Here is a 19,005-nt window from a genome sequence, read left to right as displayed (position 1 = left end):
CAATGCATGCAAGAAAAATTAGTGGACCGCTTTTTGAAATACATAAAATTCGAGACAAGATCGGACGAAAAAAGTCTGACAGTGCCTTCCACCCAAAATCAGGTGGATTTCGCAAAAACGGTTTTGATGCCTGAGCTGGAAGCAATCGGACTTTCGGATATCCAATACAATGCTGCTAATGGATTCGTGACGGCACTTTTGCCGCGCAACTCAGAAAAAGAGTTCCCTGCAATCGGGTTCATCGCCCATATGGACACAGCTGATTTCGAGGCCGCGAATGTAAATCCGCTTATCTGGGACCACTATGCGGGCAACGATCTGATTTTGGATGCGGAAGCACAGGTGATCCTTTCGCCGAAGGATTTCCCTGCTTTGAAGAACTACATCGGCCAGACTCTGATCACCACCGACGGAAAAACGTTGTTGGGTGCGGACGACAAAGCCGGCATCGCCGAAATCATCACAGCATTGGAAGCCGTAAAAGCTGCGGATGACATCGAACATGGAGACATCAGAGTCGCTTTCGGACCGGATGAAGAAATCGGCCGCGGAGCTGATCTCTTTGATGTGGCCGGTTTCGGTTGCGATTTTGCCTACACGATGGACGGCGGCCCTTTGGGGGAACTTGAATTTGAAAGCTTCAATGCCGCTCAAGCAGTCGTAACGATCCAGGGCAAAAATGTGCATCCGGGCACTGCCAAGGACACAATGGTGAATGCAATCAAATTGGCCATCGCATACGACAGCGCTTTGCCGCAAAACGAAGTACCTGAAAAAACCGAAAAGCGTGAAGGCTTTTATCATCTGTTGGGCATTGAAGGCAATGTGGAAGAAAGCAAGATGACCTACATCATCAGGGATCATGATAAGACTCTTTTTGAGAACAAGAAAACGAATATGCTTGCGCTTGCGGAGCGCATGAACAAAGAATTGACCGAGGAGCGCATCTCTATCGAAATGCACGATCAGTACTACAACATGGGTGAAGTGCTGAAGGAAGATATGCGTCCAGTTGATCTGGCTGAAGCAGCGATGAAGTCGCTGGGTATCACCCCGATCATCGAACCGATCCGGGGCGGGACGGATGGCTCAAAGTTGTCCTTCATGGGTCTGCCCACTCCGAATATCTTTGCCGGGGGAGAAAATTTCCATGGACGCTATGAATATGTGTCTGTCCAATCAATGGAAAAAGCAGCCGCGGTCATCGTGGAAATCATCAGACAAAGCCAAGGATACGGAAAGCTATGAGAAATCCAGTGCTTGTTTATTTCATCCTGGTGAACGTAGTGCTTTTCATCATGATGGGCATCGACAAAAAGAAAGCGCGGGAGAAGGCTTGGCGCATACCGGAACGCAATCTGCTCCTGCTCGGATTTTTCGGGGGCGGACTGGGCGGACTGCTGGGGATGCATCATTTCCGCCATAAGACGAAACACCTGAGTTTCAAGGTAATCTTCGCTTTGGGAACACTCTTGGCCGGGATAACATCCTATATCGTATTTTTATGAAAAGAAAATGCCGCTATTTCCCATCCGGGAGACAGCGGCATTTTTTGGATATATAATATTGTAAATTCAAGAGTGCATCACCATTGGTGTAGTATACATTTGCAAGATGTTTCGTACATCCAAACTGATGGCTAGCTTCACGGGTAAGCCCTTCGGAAATTAGATAAATCGAGCCTATTGCGCTCTACGATGCTCAGTTGCATGGGACTTTTAGGGATTCATCCCTTAGAGTCCCAGTACAAGGTGACCGTAGGGAACGTTGCGTAGCTCGATTTCCTAAATTTCTTTCAGGGCTGAACGAACCCGTTCAGCTTTTAATTATTTTTCATCAGGAATTGGAGGGATACGGCTTCGGGGCCGGCGTGGGTCATGACGCTGGCGCTGGCATAGGACGTGTACATCTGGGCGTTAGGGAAGGCGGCCTTCAGCATGACGATGATTTGGTTTGAATATTCCGACAGGCCTACGTGCGTGATGCCGATCGCTTCAACATCCAGGTATTTCTGCTTCAGTTCTTCGATGATCTCTTCGTAGCGCTTGACGATTGCTTTTGTGCCGCGGCCTTTGATATCGGTAGTCAAAGCTCCGTCGATCATTTTCAGATTCGCTTTGATGTTCAGCAGTGTTGTGATGCGGCCCATCGTTTTTCCGATGCGGCCGCCCTTGACCATGTTTTCCAGGTTGACGATGCAGATGTACAGTAGGGTGCGATCCTTTACGGCAGTGACCCGAGGCAATGCTTCCGCCACCGTCAATCCTTCAGCGGCACATTTGGCTGCTTCCAATATTTGGAAGGCGGCGGCTCTTGCGCAGAACTTTGAATCGATGACGGTAACTTTACCATGGGCAAGTTTAGCCGCCTGATGAGCAGAATTTACGGTTCCGCTCAGCGTTTCGGTGACATGGATGGACAAAACTTCGCTGCCATCTGCTGTCAATTCATTGTATTTATCCAAAAAAGTGCCCATGGCCGGTTGGGATGATTTTGGCAATTCCTTGCTGTTCATCATTTTTTCGAGGAACTCAGGTTTGGTTATGGTGATGCCGTCATAGTACAGCACGTTATCGATCATGGATGAAAGCGGGATTACTGTGATTCCATATCTGTCAATTTCTTCTGCGGACAATTCCGTTGTGGAATCGGTCACAATTTTGAAGTTTGGCATGTTGATTCTCCTTAAGTGCAGTCTTATTTCCTTAAGCATAGCAGATTTTAAAGTAAAAGTAACGCAGATATCATTATCATTGTAAGCATATTCTTCTAATGTTGATGTTTTTTCCTGTAGAATAGATTATGCTATAATAGGTTAGTTGTAGAAGAAAGTAGGTTGCAGACATATGGATGGAATATTACCTTTATGGAAAGAACGCGGCATGACAAGTCACGACTGCGTATTCAAACTGAGAAAAATACTGAAAACTAAAAAAGTCGGGCATACCGGCACTTTGGATCCGGAAGTTGATGGCGTTTTGCCGATCTGCATCGGGAAAGCCACAAAAGTCGTCGAGTTTTTGACGGACACGGACAAAGCATACGAAGGGGAAATCACTGTCGGTGTTGCCACAACGACTGAGGACAGCCAAGGGGAGACGATCGCGAAGAAACCTGTCGATCAGGCGCTGTCTTTGGCTTCCATCGATGCAGCGATGGAAGCCATGGTTGGCGAAAGCATCCAAGTTCCGCCGATGTATTCCGCGGTCAAGGTGAACGGGAAAAGGCTGTACGAGTACGCCCGCAAAGGGTTGACCGTCGAAAGGCCGCAAAGAAACATCCACGTCATGAGTTTTGAGCGGATTTCGGAACCCGTCTATCATGCAGAAGACCAAACAATGTCCTGGCGCTTCCGGGTCACTTGCGGAAAAGGGACCTACGTGCGGACTTTGGCCGTCGATCTGGGCGCATCCTTGGGTTATCCGGCTTACATGTCAAGTTTGACGCGCACGATGAGCGGAGCCTTCACGAAGGCTGATTGCCTGACGTTGCAGCAAGTGGCTGAAGCGATGGCGAACAATGAAATTGACGCCCACCTGAAACCGATCGACTCGGTATTCGCAGCGTATCGGCAGATTGCGCTCGATGATGAGTTGTGGGATAAGGTGAAAAATGGTGCGGTATTGCCGAAGGAGGGGCCATTCGAAACTATGGAAGCTCCCGTTCTGTTCACCTATCAGGGAAAAATCGTGGCGATGTACGAACCGCATCCGACCAAAGCCGCTTGCATCAAACCCAGGAAAATGTTCCTATCATAATCAGCAAGGAGTTGCTAACGCAATGGAAATAATACATATGCATCATCCCTATGACCAAAAACTGATACCCGATGAACAAGTGGTGTTGGCATTGGGTTATTTTGACGGCGTCCACAGAGGACATCAAGAAGTGATCAAAAGAGCAAAGGAAGTTGCCGAGAAGAAGAACCTCAAACTTGCCGTCATGAGCTTCAATCATCACCCGAGCATCGTTTTCCAGAAGATGAATCCGGAAACGATGCAATATTTGTCGACCGTCAACCGCAAAGCCGAAATATTCGAACGCTTGGGCGTTGATTATTTCTTCGTCATCTCTTTCACCTCTGCGTTTGCCTCTTTAAGGCCGCAGGAATTTGTCGACCAATACATCAGCGGCTTGCATGCTGCCGCAGTCGTAGCCGGCTTCGATTACACCTATGGGCCAAGAGAAATAGCGGATATGAAACAATTAGTAAACTATGCAAAAGGCCGCTTTGAAGTCATAGAGGTCGCCGAGCTGAAGAACGAAGCCGAAAAAATCAGTTCCACGCATATCCGGGAAGCATTAGCCGAAGGGAATATGGAAAAAGCGAATGCGTATTTAGGCTATGTCTATCAGATTGAAGGCACGGTCATCCATGGCGATGCGCGAGGCAGGCTGCTGGGTTTCCCGACCGCAAATATCCAGACCGAAAAACACACACGCTTGCCAAGGAACGGCGTATACATCGTGAGCATCAGGGTGAATGGAACCTGGTACCGCGGCACGGCTTCGATCGGGCACAACATCACTTTTGAGGCCGGCCGCGACAAAACCGTGGAAGTGTACATACTGGACTTCGATAAAATGATCTACGGCGAGGATGTAGCTGTCAGATGGCACCATTTTATCCGCAGCGAGATCAAATTTTCGGGCGTCGACGAGCTGATTGCGCAGCTGAAAAGCGATGAAGCGGAAACGATCGCCTTTTTTAAGGATCACCCCTTGGATGAGGTGACCCTCTAAATGGCAGCCGCTTATTTGCACATCCCTTTCTGCGAACACATCTGCTTCTATTGCGACTTCAATAAAGTGTTTTTGGAAGGGCAACCGGTCGATGAATATGTGGATGCTCTGATAAAGGAAATGCAGTTGTCGAAGCGACTGCACCCTAAAGAAGAGATAAGCACTTTCTACATCGGCGGCGGTACACCGACGACACTGAATGAGCGCCAACTGGAAAAGCTTTTGAACGGAATCCGCAGCACCTACGCGTTGCCTAAGGGCGCCGAGTTCACGATGGAAGCCAATCCGGAAAGTGTTTCGTTCGAAAAGCTGAAGATCATGCGTGATTATGGGGTCAACCGTTTAAGCATGGGGGTCCAATCCTTCAATAACGACATCCTGAAAAAAATCGGCCGCATCCACACAGCCGAGCAAGTATACACTTCGGTGGCCGACGCACGAAGGGCCGGATTCGAAAACATGACCATCGACCTGATCTTCCGATTGCCGAACCAAACGATGGCTGATTTTGAAGAAAGCTTGAACAAAGCCCTGGAATTGGATTTGCCCCATTACTCGATCTATGCCTTGATCCTTGAGAACAAGACGGTGTTCTATAACTTGATGCGTCAGGGGAAACTGCCGTTGCCTTCAGAAGACACAGAAGCCGATATGTACGCCTTGGCTATCGAGACGATGTCAAAAAACGGCAGGAACCAATACGAAATCTCCAATTTTGCGCTTCCGGGGTATGAATCCCAACATAATCTTACCTATTGGAAAAATGAGTCCTATTTCGGGTTCGGGGCTGGAGCACACGGCTACATTGATGGGATCCGTTACCACAATCATGGGCCGATCCAGCAATATCTGGCTCCCTTGCGCGAAAACAGCTTGCCGATCATCCGTCAGCAGCAGTTGTCGAAAAATGAACAGATGGAAGAAGAGATGATTCTGGGATTGCGTACGATGGTTGGCGTCAGCCAACAACATTTTGCCGATAAATTTCAGATTTCGCTGTTGGACCAGTACGCTGCCGTCATTTCGGATTTGGTTGCGGAAGGACTGCTTGTGATCGATGGCGACAGGATCCGTTTGTCCCCAAGAGGTGTTTTCCTCGGAAACGAAGTATTCCGTTCTTTCTTGATGTGAATGCGTTCGTTGCCGTTCGGGTGCCGATAATGTTATGAAAAATGATTGTATTCCGTTGACAAAGCCTGTTACCCGTGATAAATTTATTTATGGTTAGCACTCATTGTGGTCAAGTGCTAAAGTGAGGTGAAAATCTTGTTAACAGAAAGACAGTTGCTAATTTTGGATTTAATTGTCAGGCATTACATCGAATTCGAGGAGCCGATCGGGTCAAAGACGCTTCTTAAGGAGTCTTCTTTGCCTTTAAGTTCCGCAACGATCCGCAACGAAATGATGCGGATCGAAGAATTGGGTTTCCTGGAAAAGATGCACTCTTCATCAGGCAGGATACCGTCCATCCAAGGCTACCGTTACTATGTCGATCAACTTTTAGGCAAAGAAAGCGAAGAAATCGCCGACGACGTCAAACAAACGATCAAGCATGGTTTTCAGAATCCTTACCGTGAAGTGCAGCAGGTCGTCGAAAAATCAGCTGAAATGCTGTCCTTTTTGACGAATTACACTGCTTTGGCGATCGGGCCTGAAACAAAGGACAGCCGATTGACGGGATTCCGATTGGTCGCGCTCAATGAAGGCCATGTGATGGCCATATTGGTGACTGATAAAGGACATGTGGAAAACCAAATTTTTTCTGTGTCACCAGGCTTCTCAGCCGCCGAGATAGAAAAAATCGTCAGCATCTTCAATCAGGAACTGGTCGGCCGCACGCTGCAGGAAGTATTCGTCAAACTGCAAACGGACATTCCGGTGATTATCCGGAAGTACGTCGATGCAAAAATCGATTTCACAGCGATCTTCAATGACATTGTGGCGAAGTTGGAGCATGACCGCTTCCATGTAGGCGGCAGCATGAACCTCCTGAACCATTTGGATGCAACGATGGACAAGAATAAAGTCAAAGCCATTTTAAGCATGCTGAACGGATCCCCCGATATCCATGCGCTTTTTTCAAACTCCCACGATGGCGTCGGCGTCAAGATCGGAACGGAATTGAACAATGAGCTGCTGCATAATTTTAGCCTAATTACGGCTACATATGACACGGCCGGCAACGGTAAAGGTCTGATCGCATTGCTGGGGCCCACCAACATGCCTTACCAAAAAATGATCAGCATCATGAAATTTATGCGCTATGAACTTTCTGATAGCTTGAATGATCTAAACAAATAAGCACGACAAAGGAGATTTTGAAGTGGACAATAACGAAGAATTAGTGGACCAGGAACAAGCAACCGCTGAAACAACGGTTGCCGAAGGTCAAGAAACAGTTACGGAAGCAAGTGAGGTTGAAGCCTTGAAAGCAACCTTGTCCGAAACGGAAGACCGGCTGTTGCGTCTGCAGGCAGAACTTGCCAATATCCAGAAGCGCAACGCGAAAGAAAGACAGGATGCGGCGAAATACCGTTCCCAGTCATTGGCGCAGGAATTGTTGCCGGTGATGGACAGTCTGGAGCGCGCATTAGCGATTGAAGTGGAAGATGAAAAATCATTGAACCTGAAAAAAGGGTTGGAAATGGTCATGAACTTATTCACTGAAGCTTTCGCAAAAGAAGGGATTGCTCCGATCGATCCGATCGATCAGCCTTTCGATCCAAATTTCCATCAATCCATCCAAATGCAGCCGGCTGCCGAAGGGCAAGCGCCTGATACAGTCGTCGCGGTAGTGCAAAAAGGCTATACCTTGAAAGAACGTGTGTTAAGACCAGCAATGGTCGTTGTGTCACAATAATCTTATTGATAAACATAATAATTTCATATAGAGGGGAATAACATCATGAGCAAAATTATCGGTATTGACTTAGGTACAACAAACTCAGCTGTCGCTGTATTAGAAGGCGGAGAAGCTAAAATCATTCCAAATCCAGAGGGAAATCGCACGACACCATCTGTCGTTTCATTCAAGAATGGCGAAATCCAAGTGGGCGAGGTTGCAAAACGCCAAGCAGTTACCAACCCGAACACAATCAGCTCCATCAAACGCCACATGGGCGTTGCTGGCTACAAGGTGGAAGTGGAAGGCAAGAGCTACACGCCGCAAGAAGTTTCAGCGATGATCCTTCAATATCTGAAAGGCTACGCAGAAGACTACCTAGGCGAAAAAGTTGATAAAGCCGTAATTACAGTTCCAGCTTACTTCAACGACGCACAGCGTCAAGCGACTAAAGATGCCGGAAAAATTGCCGGTCTGGAAGTAGAGCGTATCGTCAACGAGCCGACTGCTGCAGCTTTGGCATACGGTTTGGACAAAACCGATAAAGACGAAAAAATCCTTGTATTCGACTTGGGCGGCGGTACATTCGACGTTTCCATCCTTGAATTGGGCGATGGCGTATTCGATGTATTGAGTACAGCCGGCGACAACAAATTAGGTGGAGATGACTTTGACAACAAAATCATCGACTATTTGGTTGCGGAATTCAAGAAAGAAAACGGAATCGACCTTTCAAACGACAAAATGGCGAAACAACGTCTGAAAGACGCTGCTGAAAAAGCCAAAAAAGATTTGTCAGGCGTAACTTCAACGCAAATCAGCCTGCCGTTCATCACTGCCGGCGATGCAGGTCCGTTGCACCTGGAATTGACGCTTACCCGCGCGAAATTCGATGAAATCACTTATGACTTGGTTGAACGTACAAAAGGCCCTGTACGCCAAGCTTTGAAGGATGCTGGTTTATCCACTTCCGAAATCGATGAAATCATCTTGGTCGGTGGTTCCACACGTATCCCTGCAGTCATCGAAGCAGTCCGTAAAGAAGCCGGCAAAGAGCCGAACAAATCCGTTAACCCGGATGAAGTTGTCGCAATGGGTGCTGCCATCCAAGGCGGAGTCATCTCCGGAGACGTAAAAGACATCGTATTATTGGACGTTACACCTTTATCATTGGGTATCGAAACAATGGGTGGCGTGTTCACTAAATTGATCGACCGCAATACGACAATCCCGACAAGCAAATCACAAGTCTTCTCGACTGCAGCCGACAACCAGCCAGCTGTTGATGTGCATGTGTTGCAAGGTGAGCGTCCGATGGCAGCCGACAATAAAACATTGGGGCGTTTCCAATTGACGGATATTCCAGCAGCACCTCGCGGAGTTCCTCAAATCGAAGTGTCATTCGATATCGACAAAAACGGTATCGTCAACGTTCGCGCCAAAGACTTGGGCACTCAAAAAGAACAAACAATCACTATCAAGTCTTCTTCCGGTCTGACTGACGAAGAAATCGAAAAAATGGTGAAAGATGCGGAAGCGAACGCTGAAGCAGACAAATTGCGCAAAGAAGAAGTTGAATTGCGCAATGAAGTGGATCAATTGATCTTCCAGACTGACAAAACATTGAAAGAGCTTGACGGCAAAGTCGACGCTGATGAAGTGAAGAAAGCGGAAGAAGCGAGAGACGAACTGAAAGCAGCAGTCGAAGCGAATGATTTGGAACAAATGAAAACGAAGCGTGACGCTTTGAATGAACTTGTCCAAAACCTGACTGTCAAACTTTATGAGCAAGCTGCTCAAGCGCAACAACAAGAAGGCGCGCATAACTCAGCAACTGACGACGGTGTCGTTGATGCCGATTTTGAAGAAGTAGACGACAAATAGTCAACTCTAACGAGAGGAAGCCAACGCTTAACTGCATTGGCTTCTCTCACTGTATAGAGATAAAATGTTCAGATGAAGCCAATCAATGGAGGCGAAACAATGGCGAAAAGAGATTATTACGATGTCTTGGGTGTGGCGAAAGATGCCACAGACGATGAGATAAAAAAGGCTTACCGGAAACTTTCCAAGAAGTTTCACCCGGATATCAATAAAGAAGCGGGCGCGGAAGACAAATTCAAGGAGCTTGCTGAAGCTTATGAAGTCTTGAGCGACGGCAACAAACGCGCAGCCTATGACCAGTACGGACATGCCAGCACCGATCCCAACTTTGGCGCAGGCGGTGGCTATGGCGGTTACGGTGGCGGCTTCGGCGGCTTCTCGGGCGGTTTTGAAGATATCTTCGATTCCTTTTTCGGGGGCGGCGGCGGTCGCGGCAGAAATCCGAATGCCCCCCGTCAAGGTTCTGATTTACAGTACCGTATCCACCTTACATTTGAAGAAGCGATTTTCGGGAAAAAAGAAACCATCCGTTACAAACGTGATGAAGAATGCAAAACCTGCAGCGGGTCCGGCGCAAAACCCGGCACGCAACCGAAAACGTGTTCGAAGTGTCATGGGTCAGGAGCGGTCGGTGTCGAAAGGAATACACCTTTCGGCCGCGTAATGACGCAAGCAGTCTGTGATGTCTGCGGCGGAACAGGCAAAGAGATCACAGATAAATGTACAACGTGCCACGGACAAGGACATGTCGAAACTGATCACTCTGTGGCTGTCACAATCCCTCCTGGCGTCGACGATGGACAACAGATGCGCTTGAACGGACAAGGGGAAGTCGGCAGCAATGGCGGCCCGTACGGCGACCTGTATGTTGTTTTCCAAGTGGAACCAAGCGATATTTTCGATCGCGAAGGGACAGAAATCCATTACACGCTTCCGATCAGCTTCGCTCAAGCCGCTTTGGGTGATGAAATTGAAGTGCCTACCGTACACGGCAAAGTCAAGCTGAAAATCCCTGCCGGAACACAAACCGGCACGAATTTCCGCCTGAAAGGCAAAGGGGCGCCACGCTTGCGTGGGACCGGAAATGGCGACCAACACGTCAAAGTGACGGTTGTCACACCGAAAAACCTTAACGAGAAGCAAAGAGAGGCAATCCGCGCTTTCGCGGCAGCAGGCGGCGATACGCTTGTGGAGGATGAAGCCAATTTTTTTGATAAAGTAAAGGACGCTTTCAAAAATAAAAAATAAAAATCCTGAATGAACCGGTGCGTCGGAAACAACTGAGCATCGGTTCGTTTTTTGTCCATATACTATTCTGTTAGAGTTTTTGTAACTAACATGAGGACAACAACACTTTTTTTATAGAAAAAGAGTAAATATTCGCAAATTTTTGAATGTAAGGGGTTACATTTTGGGGAAATAGGATTATAATGAATGTATCAAATAAAAGAGGTGACGTAAATGGCTACTATAGAATCGTTCAATAGATCCGAATTAAAGAAGTCCAACCCTTTACTTACGAAATTCCGGACAACGGTCGAAACAGCTTTTTATGGCAAAAACATGCAGGAAGTCACGGACATGACGGAAGCCTATCAACTCGCTCTGAACGCTGCAGGTGTGGTCGTGACCGATCTGCCTGTGCTCCATACAAAAGAACTGGGCTTGCCGGATGATGCCAAGGTACTTGTCGAAAACGGCGGGAGGATCATCGGCCGCACTGCCCGCGCCAAACGGATCATCGGAGAGAACAAAGAAGAAGACGAAATCCTTGAAGGCATCATCATGGATGTCATTTATAAAAACAGACTGCGCCATTATTATAAAACGACAGGGTATGTGGGCCTGGATAAAGATTTCATCATCAAGGCGCATATCGCCTTTCCCGAAGGAAACGAAAACAATCTCTATTCTTGGCTATTGAACTTCCAGTGGAACAGCCCGGATTATCAGGAAATGTATGCACATTCGAAGCTGTACAACGAAGGCGATATCTACATCTACACGGATCCAGAATGGCGCCATCCGGATTATCCGCTGGGTGTGGCTATCTTCGAGCCCGATAAAAATGTGGCCTGTATCCTCGGAATGCAATATTTCGGTGAGTTCAAAAAAGGCACACTGACGCTTGCGTGGGGAACCGGTCATCGGAATGGCTTTGTTGCTTGCCATGGCGGCCAAAAACACTTCCGCCTGCCTGATGGCGGTTCGTATGTCGCTTCCTTCTTCGGGCTTTCGGGGTCAGGCAAATCGACTCTGACGCATTCGAAGCATGACAACAAATATGAAGTGAAAGTGCTGCATGACGATGCCTTCCTGATCGATTTGAAGGATGGGTCATCCATTGCGTTGGAACCTTCCTATTTCGATAAAACCCAGGATTATCCAGCCGATCACCCTGAACAGAACTATTTTGTTACTGTCCAGAATGTGGGCGTGACAAAGGATAATGACGGCAAAATTGTGCTGGTCACTGAAGATATCCGAAACGGCAACGGACGTACAGTCAAATCACGTTATTCCACGCCGAACCGCGTTGATAAGTTCGAAGAACCGATCAATGCTGTCTACTGGATCATGAAGGACGATGCCTTGCCGCCTTTGGTGAAGGTGGATGATGCCGTCTTGGCGGCAACTTTCGGCACGACGCTGGCCACGAAACGCACGACTGCGGAGACGCTGAAGAAAGGCGAATCGACCGATAAACTGGTCATCGAACCATTCGCAAATCCGTTCCGCGTTTATCCATTGGTTGAGGATTATGACGGCTTCAAAGAACTGTTGGCTCATGAGGAAGTGGAATGCTACATCATCAATACTGGGTTTTTCATGGGTAAAAAAATACCGAAGGAAGTGTCCTTGGGCGTCATCGAAAGCGTCGTTGAAGGGAAAGCATCATTCGTCCCATTCGGGGATGCACCGCATCTCAGCTATCTGCCGGTGGAAGGCTTCAATCCCGATTTTGAAGACAAAGACTATACGAAGTTGGTGAGAAGACGCATGCAGCTACGGGAAGATTTCTTGGAAGAATTCAACGCTGTCCATCCAAGTGTACCGTTGCCTGATGAATCCATCCAAGCGTTGCAAAATATCATTGATGCTTTTTAAATTTCGATGGGAAAGAATCCGGTGGGGAGCCTTCGGATTCTTTTTTGCTTATTATCCAAACAAAAGTGAGAAAGACTTGCCAATCTGAGTCGGCGTCTTGTCATGAAGGCTTTAGATTGGTATAATTTTCAAGTGAACGAATGGACGTCAGAGAAAGTGAGCAACGATAATGAACTTAGAAGAAATGAAGCAACGACAAAAAAAGATCAGAAATTTTTCCATCATTGCCCATATTGACCATGGGAAATCCACATTGGCGGACAGGATTCTCCAATTGACCGATACAGTCGCCGATCGTGACATGCAAGCACAATTATTGGATTCCATGGACCTCGAAAGAGAACGGGGCATCACCATAAAATTGAACGCCGTCGAATTGACTTACAGGGCCAACGACGGGGAAGACTATATCTTCCATCTGATCGACACACCAGGACATGTCGACTTTACGTATGAAGTATCCAGAAGTTTGGCAGCCTGCGAAGGCGCTATCCTCGTAGTGGACGCGGCACAAGGGGTCGAAGCACAAACCCTTGCGAATGTTTATCTGGCTTTGGACAACAACCTGGAAATCGTGCCTGTCATCAATAAAATCGATTTGCCTGCCGCAGATCCTGAGCGTGTAAGGGCTGAGGTAGAGGATGTCATCGGTATCGATGCCAGCGATGCGGTTTTGGCGAGTGCAAAAATCGGCTTGGGTATCCCTGAGTTGTTGGAGCAGATTGTCGAAAAAGTCCCGGCTCCGGAAGGTGATCTTGAAGCGCCTTTGCAAGCCTTGGTTTTTGACTCGGTCTATGACCCATACCGGGGAGTAGTGCTGAATATCCGGATCAAAAACGGTGTGGTCCGCCCGGGAGACATGATCAGATTCATGGCAAACGGCAAAGAGTATGAAGTCATTGAAGTAGGCATTTTCTCACCGAAACCGATCAAACGTGACTTTTTGATGGTCGGTGACGTGGGCTATTTGACTGCCGGCATCAAAACGATCCAAGACACACAGGTTGGTGACACGATTACTTTGGCGAACAACCCTGCCAGCGAAGCCTTGGCCGGCTACCGCAAAATGAATCCAATGGTATACTGCGGTATTTACCCTGTTGATGCCTCGGACTTCAATGACTTGCGTGAAGCTTTGGAAAAACTGCAGTTGAACGATGCTTCCTTGCAGTTCGAGGCGGAATCTTCGCAAGCGCTCGGATTCGGTTTCCGTACCGGATTTTTGGGCATGCTGCATATGGACGTCATCCAGGAACGGATCGAGCGCGAATTCGATCTGGATATCATCACGACAGCACCGTCTGTTATTTACCGTGTCAACAAGACCGATGGCGAATTTTTGGAAATCGACAACCCTTCGGAAATGCCCGATGCGACAACGATTGAAAGCGTCGAAGAGCCGTATGTCAAAGCAAGCATCATGGTGCCTAACGATTATGTCGGCGCCGTCATGGATATCGCCCAAAAGAAGCGCGGCACTTTCATTACGATGGATTATTTGGATGATTTCCGCGTCAATGTCGTCTATGAAATGCCTCTGGCAGAAATCATCTTTGATTTCTTCGACAGGTTGAAATCAAGCACGAAGGGATACGCTTCCCTTGACTATGAATTGATCGGCTACCGTCCAAGCAAACTGGTCAAGATGGATATCCTCTTGAACGGTGAAGCTGTCGATGCCTTGAGTTTGATCGTGCATCGCGATTTTGCCTATGCACGCGGGAAAGTAATCACAGAAAAACTGCGCGGATTGATTCCACGCCAGCAGTTCGAAGTTCCGATCCAAGCGACGATCGGCAACAAAATCCTGGCAAGAACCACCATCAAAGCTTTGCGCAAAAATGTACTGGCCAAATGTTACGGCGGGGATATTTCCCGTAAGCGCAAATTGCTCGATAAACAAAAAGAAGGCAAGAAGCGCATGAAGCAAGTCGGATCCGTCGAGGTCCCACAAGAAGCCTTCATGGCCGTTCTGAAGATGGATGAAGACTAACCCAAAAGGCAGTCTGCAGATTCTTTAGAATACATAAAATTTTAGAACGCACCTGGATCATATTATTATCCAGGTGCGTTCTTTTTTAATTGAGAATGGGCTTGTCTAATTGAGAATGGTGTTTGCTCTGTTCAGCTGGGTATCAGGGTTGTCTGAGCAGTGATTTACCTCATGTGGAATTTCCAATGACTACTCCTTGAACGGAAAGCAAGTTTCCGATTCTTAGACCCCTTCATATCTATAGGTTTTCTGATGATGAAATCCACTTTTCCCAAAAATGAAAAAATAATTATAGTTCCCAGGTGTTTAAACTTGACCGATAATGACGTATTCTATATAGTTATTGATAGGGATTATTCTAAAATAATTATTATAATTGGAGGAATCGAAATGTCATTAATCGGAAAAGAAATAGTGGAATTTAAAGCGAATGCTTATCACAAAGGTGAATTCATTGAAGTATCATCAGAAGACCTGAAAGGAAAATGGAGCATCGTCTGTTTTTACCCTGCGGACTTCACTTTCGTTTGCCCGACTGAATTGGAAGATCTTCAGGATCAATATCCAACCTTGCAAGGCTTGGGTGTAGAGGTTTATTCCGTATCAACCGACACACACTTCACGCATAAAGCATGGCACGACCATTCACCAGCCATCGGCAAAATCGAATACACCATGATCGGAGATCCATCGCATGCGATTTCGATCGGGTTTGATGTTTTGGATGATGAAGGCTTGGCTCAACGCGGAACGTTCATCATCGACCCGGACGGCATCGTGCAGGCAGTGGAAATCAACGCTGACGGCATCGGCCGTGACGCGAGCGGTTTGATCGACAAAATCCGCGCAGGACAATATGTCCGCACCCATCCAGGCGAAGTTTGCCCTGCGAAATGGAAAGAAGGCGCGGAAACATTGAAACCTAGCTTGGACTTGGTAGGTAAAATTTAAGGAGGATTCCCATGGCACTAGATACAGAAATCAAAGGGCAACTTGGCCAATATCTTGAACTGTTGGAATCGGATGTAGTTTTCAAAGCCAGTCTGAGCGATGATGAAAATTCCGGGAAAGTCAGGGAGTTTCTGCAGGAAATAGCCGGGATGTCGGCGAAGATTTCTCTCGAAAATGCAACATTGCCCCGCACACCCAGTTTTACGATCACACGACCAGGAACGGAGAGCGGCATCACGTTTGCCGGTTTGCCGTTAGGGCATGAGTTCACTTCATTTATCCTGGCGTTGCTGCAGGTAAGCGGAAGAGCCCCTAAAGTGGATGATGCCATCATCAAGCGCATCAAAGCGATCGACAAAGAACTGCATTTCGAGACTTATGTCAGCTTGACTTGTCATAACTGCCCGGACGTTGTCCAAGCACTGAACATCATGTCTGTACTGAATCCGAAAATCTCCCATGTTATGATCGAGGGCGGGATGTTCAAGGATGAAATCGAAGCGAAGAAAATAATGGCCGTTCCGACTGTTTTCCTGAATGGGCAATCATTTGCCAGCGGGCGCATGACGATCGAACAATTGATCGACAATGCCGCCGGTCCGGCAAGTGTGGATGAATTCTCCGATAAAGAGGTATTCGATGTTCTTGTTGTGGGCGGAGGACCAGCTGGAAACAGCGCGGCCATCTACGCTGCCCGTAAAGGCATCAACACCGGCATGGTTGTCGAAACCTACGGCGGACAAGTGATGGACACAGTCGGCATCGAAAATATGATCGGAACGCCTTACACGGAAGGACCGAAACTGATGGCGCAAGTGGAAGCACATGTGAATCAGTACAAGGTCGACATCATGAAAGGCCAACGCGCGAAAAGTATCCGCAAAAATGACCTGATCGAAGTCGAACTGGAGAATGGGGCAGTGCTCAAAGCGAAGACCGCTATCCTTACGGTCGGAGCGCATTGGCGCAATGTGAACGTCCCCGGTGAAGAAGAGTTCCGCACAAAAGGCGTGACCAACTGTCCGCATTGCGATGGTCCGTTGTTTGCAGGTAAAGACGTTGCTGTCATCGGCGGCGGGAATTCCGGCATAGAAGCGGCGATCGATCTGGCCGGTTTGGCGAAACACGTATATGTGCTTGAGTTCTTGCCGGAATTGAAAGCTGATCAAGTGCTTCAGGATCGTGTCCATGCTTTGAAGAACGTCACTGTCATCACGAATGTGGCGACGAAAGCGATCAACGGTACCGATCAAGTGGAAGCCATTTCCTACGTGGACCGCGCCACGAATGCAGAGCATACCATCGCACTTGAAGGTGTCTTCGTTCAGATCGGTTTGGTTCCGAACACGGCTTGGCTGAAGGATTCCGGCGTTGCCTTGAATGAACGCGGCGAAATCATCATCGACAATCATGGTTCGACCAATCTGGAAGGCGTATTCGCTGCAGGAGATTGCACAAACAGTGCTTACAAACAAATCATCATCTCAATGGGCGCAGGAGCGACTGCCGCTTTGGGCGCATTCGATTACCTGATCCGTCAATAAGTTCAAATCCAGAAAGGGATTTCATTTTGAATTCTTTTCTGGATTTTTTTATTTGTGGTAAATGTAAGCAGTTTTATCAAGCAAATGGCCATAAAACACGTTCTTTCTACTGGTCTGTGTGCTAAAATGTATGTAAACATGAAGAATTTGGAGTGATGGTTTTGAAGACGGATATCGAGATAGCTCAAGCAAATGAGATGCTTCCGATCAAAGAAGTAGCGGCAACCCTTTCCCTGACAGAAGATGATCTGAAACTGTACGGAAAATACAAGGCAAAAGTGGACATCAAAAAAATCAATTCCTTGAACGAAGAGGCAGACGGCAAGTTGATCCTTGTAACTGCCATCAATCCTACCCCGGCTGGAGAAGGCAAATCGACCGTCACAGTCGGCTTGGGCGATGCCCTTACACGCATCGGCAAGAAAGCGATGATTGCGATGCGCGAACCTTCTTTAGGGCCGACGATGGGCGTTAAAGGCGGAGCGGCAGGCGGCGGTTATGCGCAAGTGCAGCCGATGCAGGACATCAACCTGCATTTCACTGGCGACATGCATGCCATCACAGCGACGAACAATACTTTATCAGCCTTGATCGATAACCATATCCAACAAGGCAATGCCTTGAACATCGATCAACGCCGGATCACTTGGAAGCGCGTATTGGACATCAACGACCGTGCTTTGCGCAACATCGTTATCGGATTGGGCGGACCGATCCAAGGCGTTCCCCGCCAAGACGGCTTCGATATTACGGTAGCGAGCGAAATCATGGCGATCCTTTGCTTATCGACTTCGCTGACGGATCTGAAGAACCGCATCGGCAATATCGTCATCGGCTATACATTCGATCGCGTGCCCGTCACTGTCAGAGACTTGAAAGTGGAAGGCGCATTGACTTTGCTGATGAAGGATGCGTTGGAGCCGAACCTTGTGCAGACGCTCTACCATACACCTGCATTTGTGCATGGCGGACCGTTCGCCAATATTGCGCATGGCTGCAACAGCGTGCTGGCAACCAAAACCGCCTTGAAATTGGCTGATTACGTCATCACGGAAGCTGGTTTCGGAGCTGACTTGGGTGCTGAGAAGTTCATGGACATCAAAGTTCCGCAGCTGGGCAAGAGCCCTGATGCAGTCGTGATCGTAGCGACCGTGCGCTCTTTGAAGATGCACGGGGGCGTATTGGTGAAAGACCTCAACAGCGGCGAAAATGTTGAAGCGGTCAAAGCAGGCTTCGCAAATCTGCAGAAACATATCGAAAACATGCAACAATACGGCGTGCCTGTTGTTGTGGCGCTTAATGAATTCACGAACGACACCGCAGCGGAAATCGCAGCTGTCGTCAGTCTGTGCGCTGCTCAGGAAGTCGAATGCGTCCAGACAGCGGTTTGGGCAAAAGGCGCTGAAGGCGGAGAAGCTTTGGCGAACGCTGTCGTTAAAGCGATCGACGAAAACACAAAAGCTTTTGTTCCGCTTTATGTGGCGGAGGACAGCAGCATCGAAGAAAAGATTGAGACAATCGTCACCAAAATCTATGGCGGGGCAAGTGTCATCTATTCCAAAGAAGCCAAAAACCAATTGCGTCAGTACAAGAAAAATGGCTGGGATCGTTTGCCTGTATGTATGGCAAAAACGCAGTATTCCTTATCCGATGACCAAAAAGCGATCGGCCGTCCGGAAAACTTCGACATCACCATCCGTTCCTTTGTTCCGAAAATCGGAGCTGGGTTCGTTGTTGCGTTGACGGGGGATATCCTGACCATGCCGGGTCTGCCGAAAGAACCGGCTGCTCTGCGCATGGACGTCACTGAAGACGGAGTCGTTACAGGGTTGTTCTAATTCCATAAAAACTGTAAAAATAGAGAGGGAAACCTCTCTATTTTTTTGACGAAAAATGCTTCTGAAATCCGGCTTGTTTTTTGGGCCTTCAATGACCCGCAG

General features: G+C 47.9%; 15 protein-coding genes. 14 read left to right on the top strand and 1 reads right to left on the bottom strand.

Features of this window, described 5'->3' with window-relative positions:
- Positions 1-6: 6 nt before the first annotated feature.
- Together pepT and BM184_RS03855 are read left to right on the top strand one after the other, a co-directional pair.
- Positions 7-1,248, top strand: a complete 1,242-nt coding sequence (gene pepT / locus BM184_RS03860) for a peptidase T (RefSeq protein WP_086941535.1) — start codon at positions 7-9, stop codon at positions 1,246-1,248.
- A complete protein-coding gene (locus BM184_RS03855; RefSeq protein WP_086941534.1) occupies positions 1,245-1,508 on the top strand; it encodes a DUF1294 domain-containing protein in 264 nt (87 codons plus the stop codon). Before pepT ends, BM184_RS03855 begins: the two co-directional genes overlap by 4 nt.
- 314 nt (positions 1,509-1,822) lie before the next feature.
- On the opposite strand, the gene BM184_RS03850 is transcribed toward BM184_RS03855, so the two are convergent.
- The gene (locus BM184_RS03850; protein WP_086941533.1) at positions 1,823-2,674 is read right to left on the bottom strand and encodes a DegV family protein; all 852 of its coding nucleotides are present in this window, start codon (positions 2,672-2,674) and stop codon (positions 1,823-1,825) included.
- Positions 2,675-2,846: 172 nt separating this feature from the next.
- Here BM184_RS03850 and truB point away from each other — a divergent pair, with 172 nt between their 5' ends.
- The 12 genes from truB (at position 2,847) to BM184_RS03790 (ending at position 18,903) form a co-directional block, all read left to right on the top strand.
- Complete coding sequence (truB, locus tag BM184_RS03845; protein ID WP_086941532.1) at positions 2,847-3,758, top strand: tRNA pseudouridine(55) synthase TruB; 912 nt, start codon at positions 2,847-2,849, stop codon at positions 3,756-3,758.
- A gap of 22 nt (positions 3,759-3,780) precedes the next feature.
- Positions 3,781-4,743, top strand: coding sequence for a riboflavin biosynthesis protein RibF (gene ribF, locus BM184_RS03840; protein ID WP_086941531.1), 963 nt, complete (start codon positions 3,781-3,783; stop codon positions 4,741-4,743).
- On the top strand, positions 4,744-5,874 hold the full coding sequence (gene hemW / locus BM184_RS03835) for a radical SAM family heme chaperone HemW (RefSeq protein ID WP_086941530.1): 1,131 nt from the start codon (positions 4,744-4,746) through the stop codon (positions 5,872-5,874).
- A gap of 135 nt (positions 5,875-6,009) precedes the next feature.
- Positions 6,010-7,044 (top strand): heat-inducible transcriptional repressor HrcA, encoded by a 1,035-nt coding sequence (hrcA, locus tag BM184_RS03830; protein ID WP_086941825.1) that lies wholly within the window; start codon positions 6,010-6,012, stop codon positions 7,042-7,044.
- A gap of 22 nt (positions 7,045-7,066) precedes the next feature.
- Positions 7,067-7,603, top strand: coding sequence for a nucleotide exchange factor GrpE (gene grpE / locus BM184_RS03825; RefSeq protein ID WP_086941529.1), 537 nt, complete (start codon positions 7,067-7,069; stop codon positions 7,601-7,603).
- Between the two features lie 45 nt (positions 7,604-7,648).
- A complete protein-coding gene (gene dnaK, locus BM184_RS03820; RefSeq protein ID WP_086941528.1) occupies positions 7,649-9,469 on the top strand; it encodes a molecular chaperone DnaK in 1,821 nt (606 codons plus the stop codon).
- Between the two features lie 99 nt (positions 9,470-9,568).
- Entirely contained in the window at positions 9,569-10,717 is a 1,149-nt protein-coding gene (gene dnaJ, locus BM184_RS03815; protein ID WP_086941527.1) for a molecular chaperone DnaJ, read from the top strand.
- A 213-nt stretch (positions 10,718-10,930) separates the two neighbouring features.
- A complete protein-coding gene (locus tag BM184_RS03810; protein WP_086941526.1) occupies positions 10,931-12,577 on the top strand; it encodes a phosphoenolpyruvate carboxykinase (ATP) in 1,647 nt (548 codons plus the stop codon).
- 169 nt (positions 12,578-12,746) lie between these two features.
- The gene (gene lepA / locus BM184_RS03805) at positions 12,747-14,570 is read left to right on the top strand and encodes a translation elongation factor 4 (protein WP_086941525.1); all 1,824 of its coding nucleotides are present in this window, start codon (positions 12,747-12,749) and stop codon (positions 14,568-14,570) included.
- A 390-nt stretch (positions 14,571-14,960) separates the two neighbouring features.
- Positions 14,961-15,521: an alkyl hydroperoxide reductase subunit C gene (ahpC, locus tag BM184_RS03800; RefSeq protein ID WP_086941524.1), complete on the top strand. Its 561-nt coding sequence runs from the start codon at positions 14,961-14,963 to the stop codon at positions 15,519-15,521.
- Positions 15,522-15,532: 11 nt separating this feature from the next.
- Positions 15,533-17,065 carry an alkyl hydroperoxide reductase subunit F gene (ahpF, locus tag BM184_RS03795; protein ID WP_086941523.1) on the top strand — a complete coding sequence of 511 codons (1,533 nt, stop codon included), beginning with the start codon at positions 15,533-15,535 and terminating at the stop codon, positions 17,063-17,065.
- 161 nt (positions 17,066-17,226) lie between these two features.
- Entirely contained in the window at positions 17,227-18,903 is a 1,677-nt protein-coding gene (locus tag BM184_RS03790; RefSeq protein WP_086941824.1) for a formate--tetrahydrofolate ligase, read from the top strand.
- The last annotated feature ends 102 nt before the right edge of the window (positions 18,904-19,005 follow it).

Origin of the sequence: Trichococcus pasteurii, from assembly GCF_900112935.1 — a bacterium.
Classification (GTDB): Bacteria; Bacillota; Bacilli; order Lactobacillales; family Aerococcaceae; genus Trichococcus; species Trichococcus pasteurii.
Note: the sequence above shows the minus strand (reverse complement) of the source record. Positions and strands in the feature narration are given on the sequence as shown.

Bases quoted from the DNA above. Each gene is read 5' to 3' on its own strand.
- dnaK (WP_086941528.1), top strand. From the start codon at position 7,649: ATGAGCAAAATTATCGGTATTGACTTAGGTACAACAAACTCAGCTGTC.
- ribF (WP_086941531.1), top strand. From the start codon at position 3,781: ATGGAAATAATACATATGCATCATCCCTATGACCAAAAACTGATACCC.
- ahpF (WP_086941523.1), top strand. From the start codon at position 15,533: ATGGCACTAGATACAGAAATCAAAGGGCAACTTGGCCAATATCTTGAA.
- BM184_RS03810 (WP_086941526.1), top strand. From the start codon at position 10,931: ATGGCTACTATAGAATCGTTCAATAGATCCGAATTAAAGAAGTCCAAC.
- hemW (WP_086941530.1), top strand. From the start codon at position 4,744: ATGGCAGCCGCTTATTTGCACATCCCTTTCTGCGAACACATCTGCTTC.
- pepT (WP_086941535.1), top strand. From the start codon at position 7: ATGCAAGAAAAATTAGTGGACCGCTTTTTGAAATACATAAAATTCGAG.
- truB (WP_086941532.1), top strand. From the start codon at position 2,847: ATGGATGGAATATTACCTTTATGGAAAGAACGCGGCATGACAAGTCAC.
- BM184_RS03850 (WP_086941533.1), bottom strand. From the start codon at position 2,674: ATGCCAAACTTCAAAATTGTGACCGATTCCACAACGGAATTGTCCGCA.
- dnaJ (WP_086941527.1), top strand. From the start codon at position 9,569: ATGGCGAAAAGAGATTATTACGATGTCTTGGGTGTGGCGAAAGATGCC.
- ahpC (WP_086941524.1), top strand. From the start codon at position 14,961: ATGTCATTAATCGGAAAAGAAATAGTGGAATTTAAAGCGAATGCTTAT.
- BM184_RS03855 (WP_086941534.1), top strand. From the start codon at position 1,245: ATGAGAAATCCAGTGCTTGTTTATTTCATCCTGGTGAACGTAGTGCTT.
- lepA (WP_086941525.1), top strand. From the start codon at position 12,747: ATGAACTTAGAAGAAATGAAGCAACGACAAAAAAAGATCAGAAATTTT.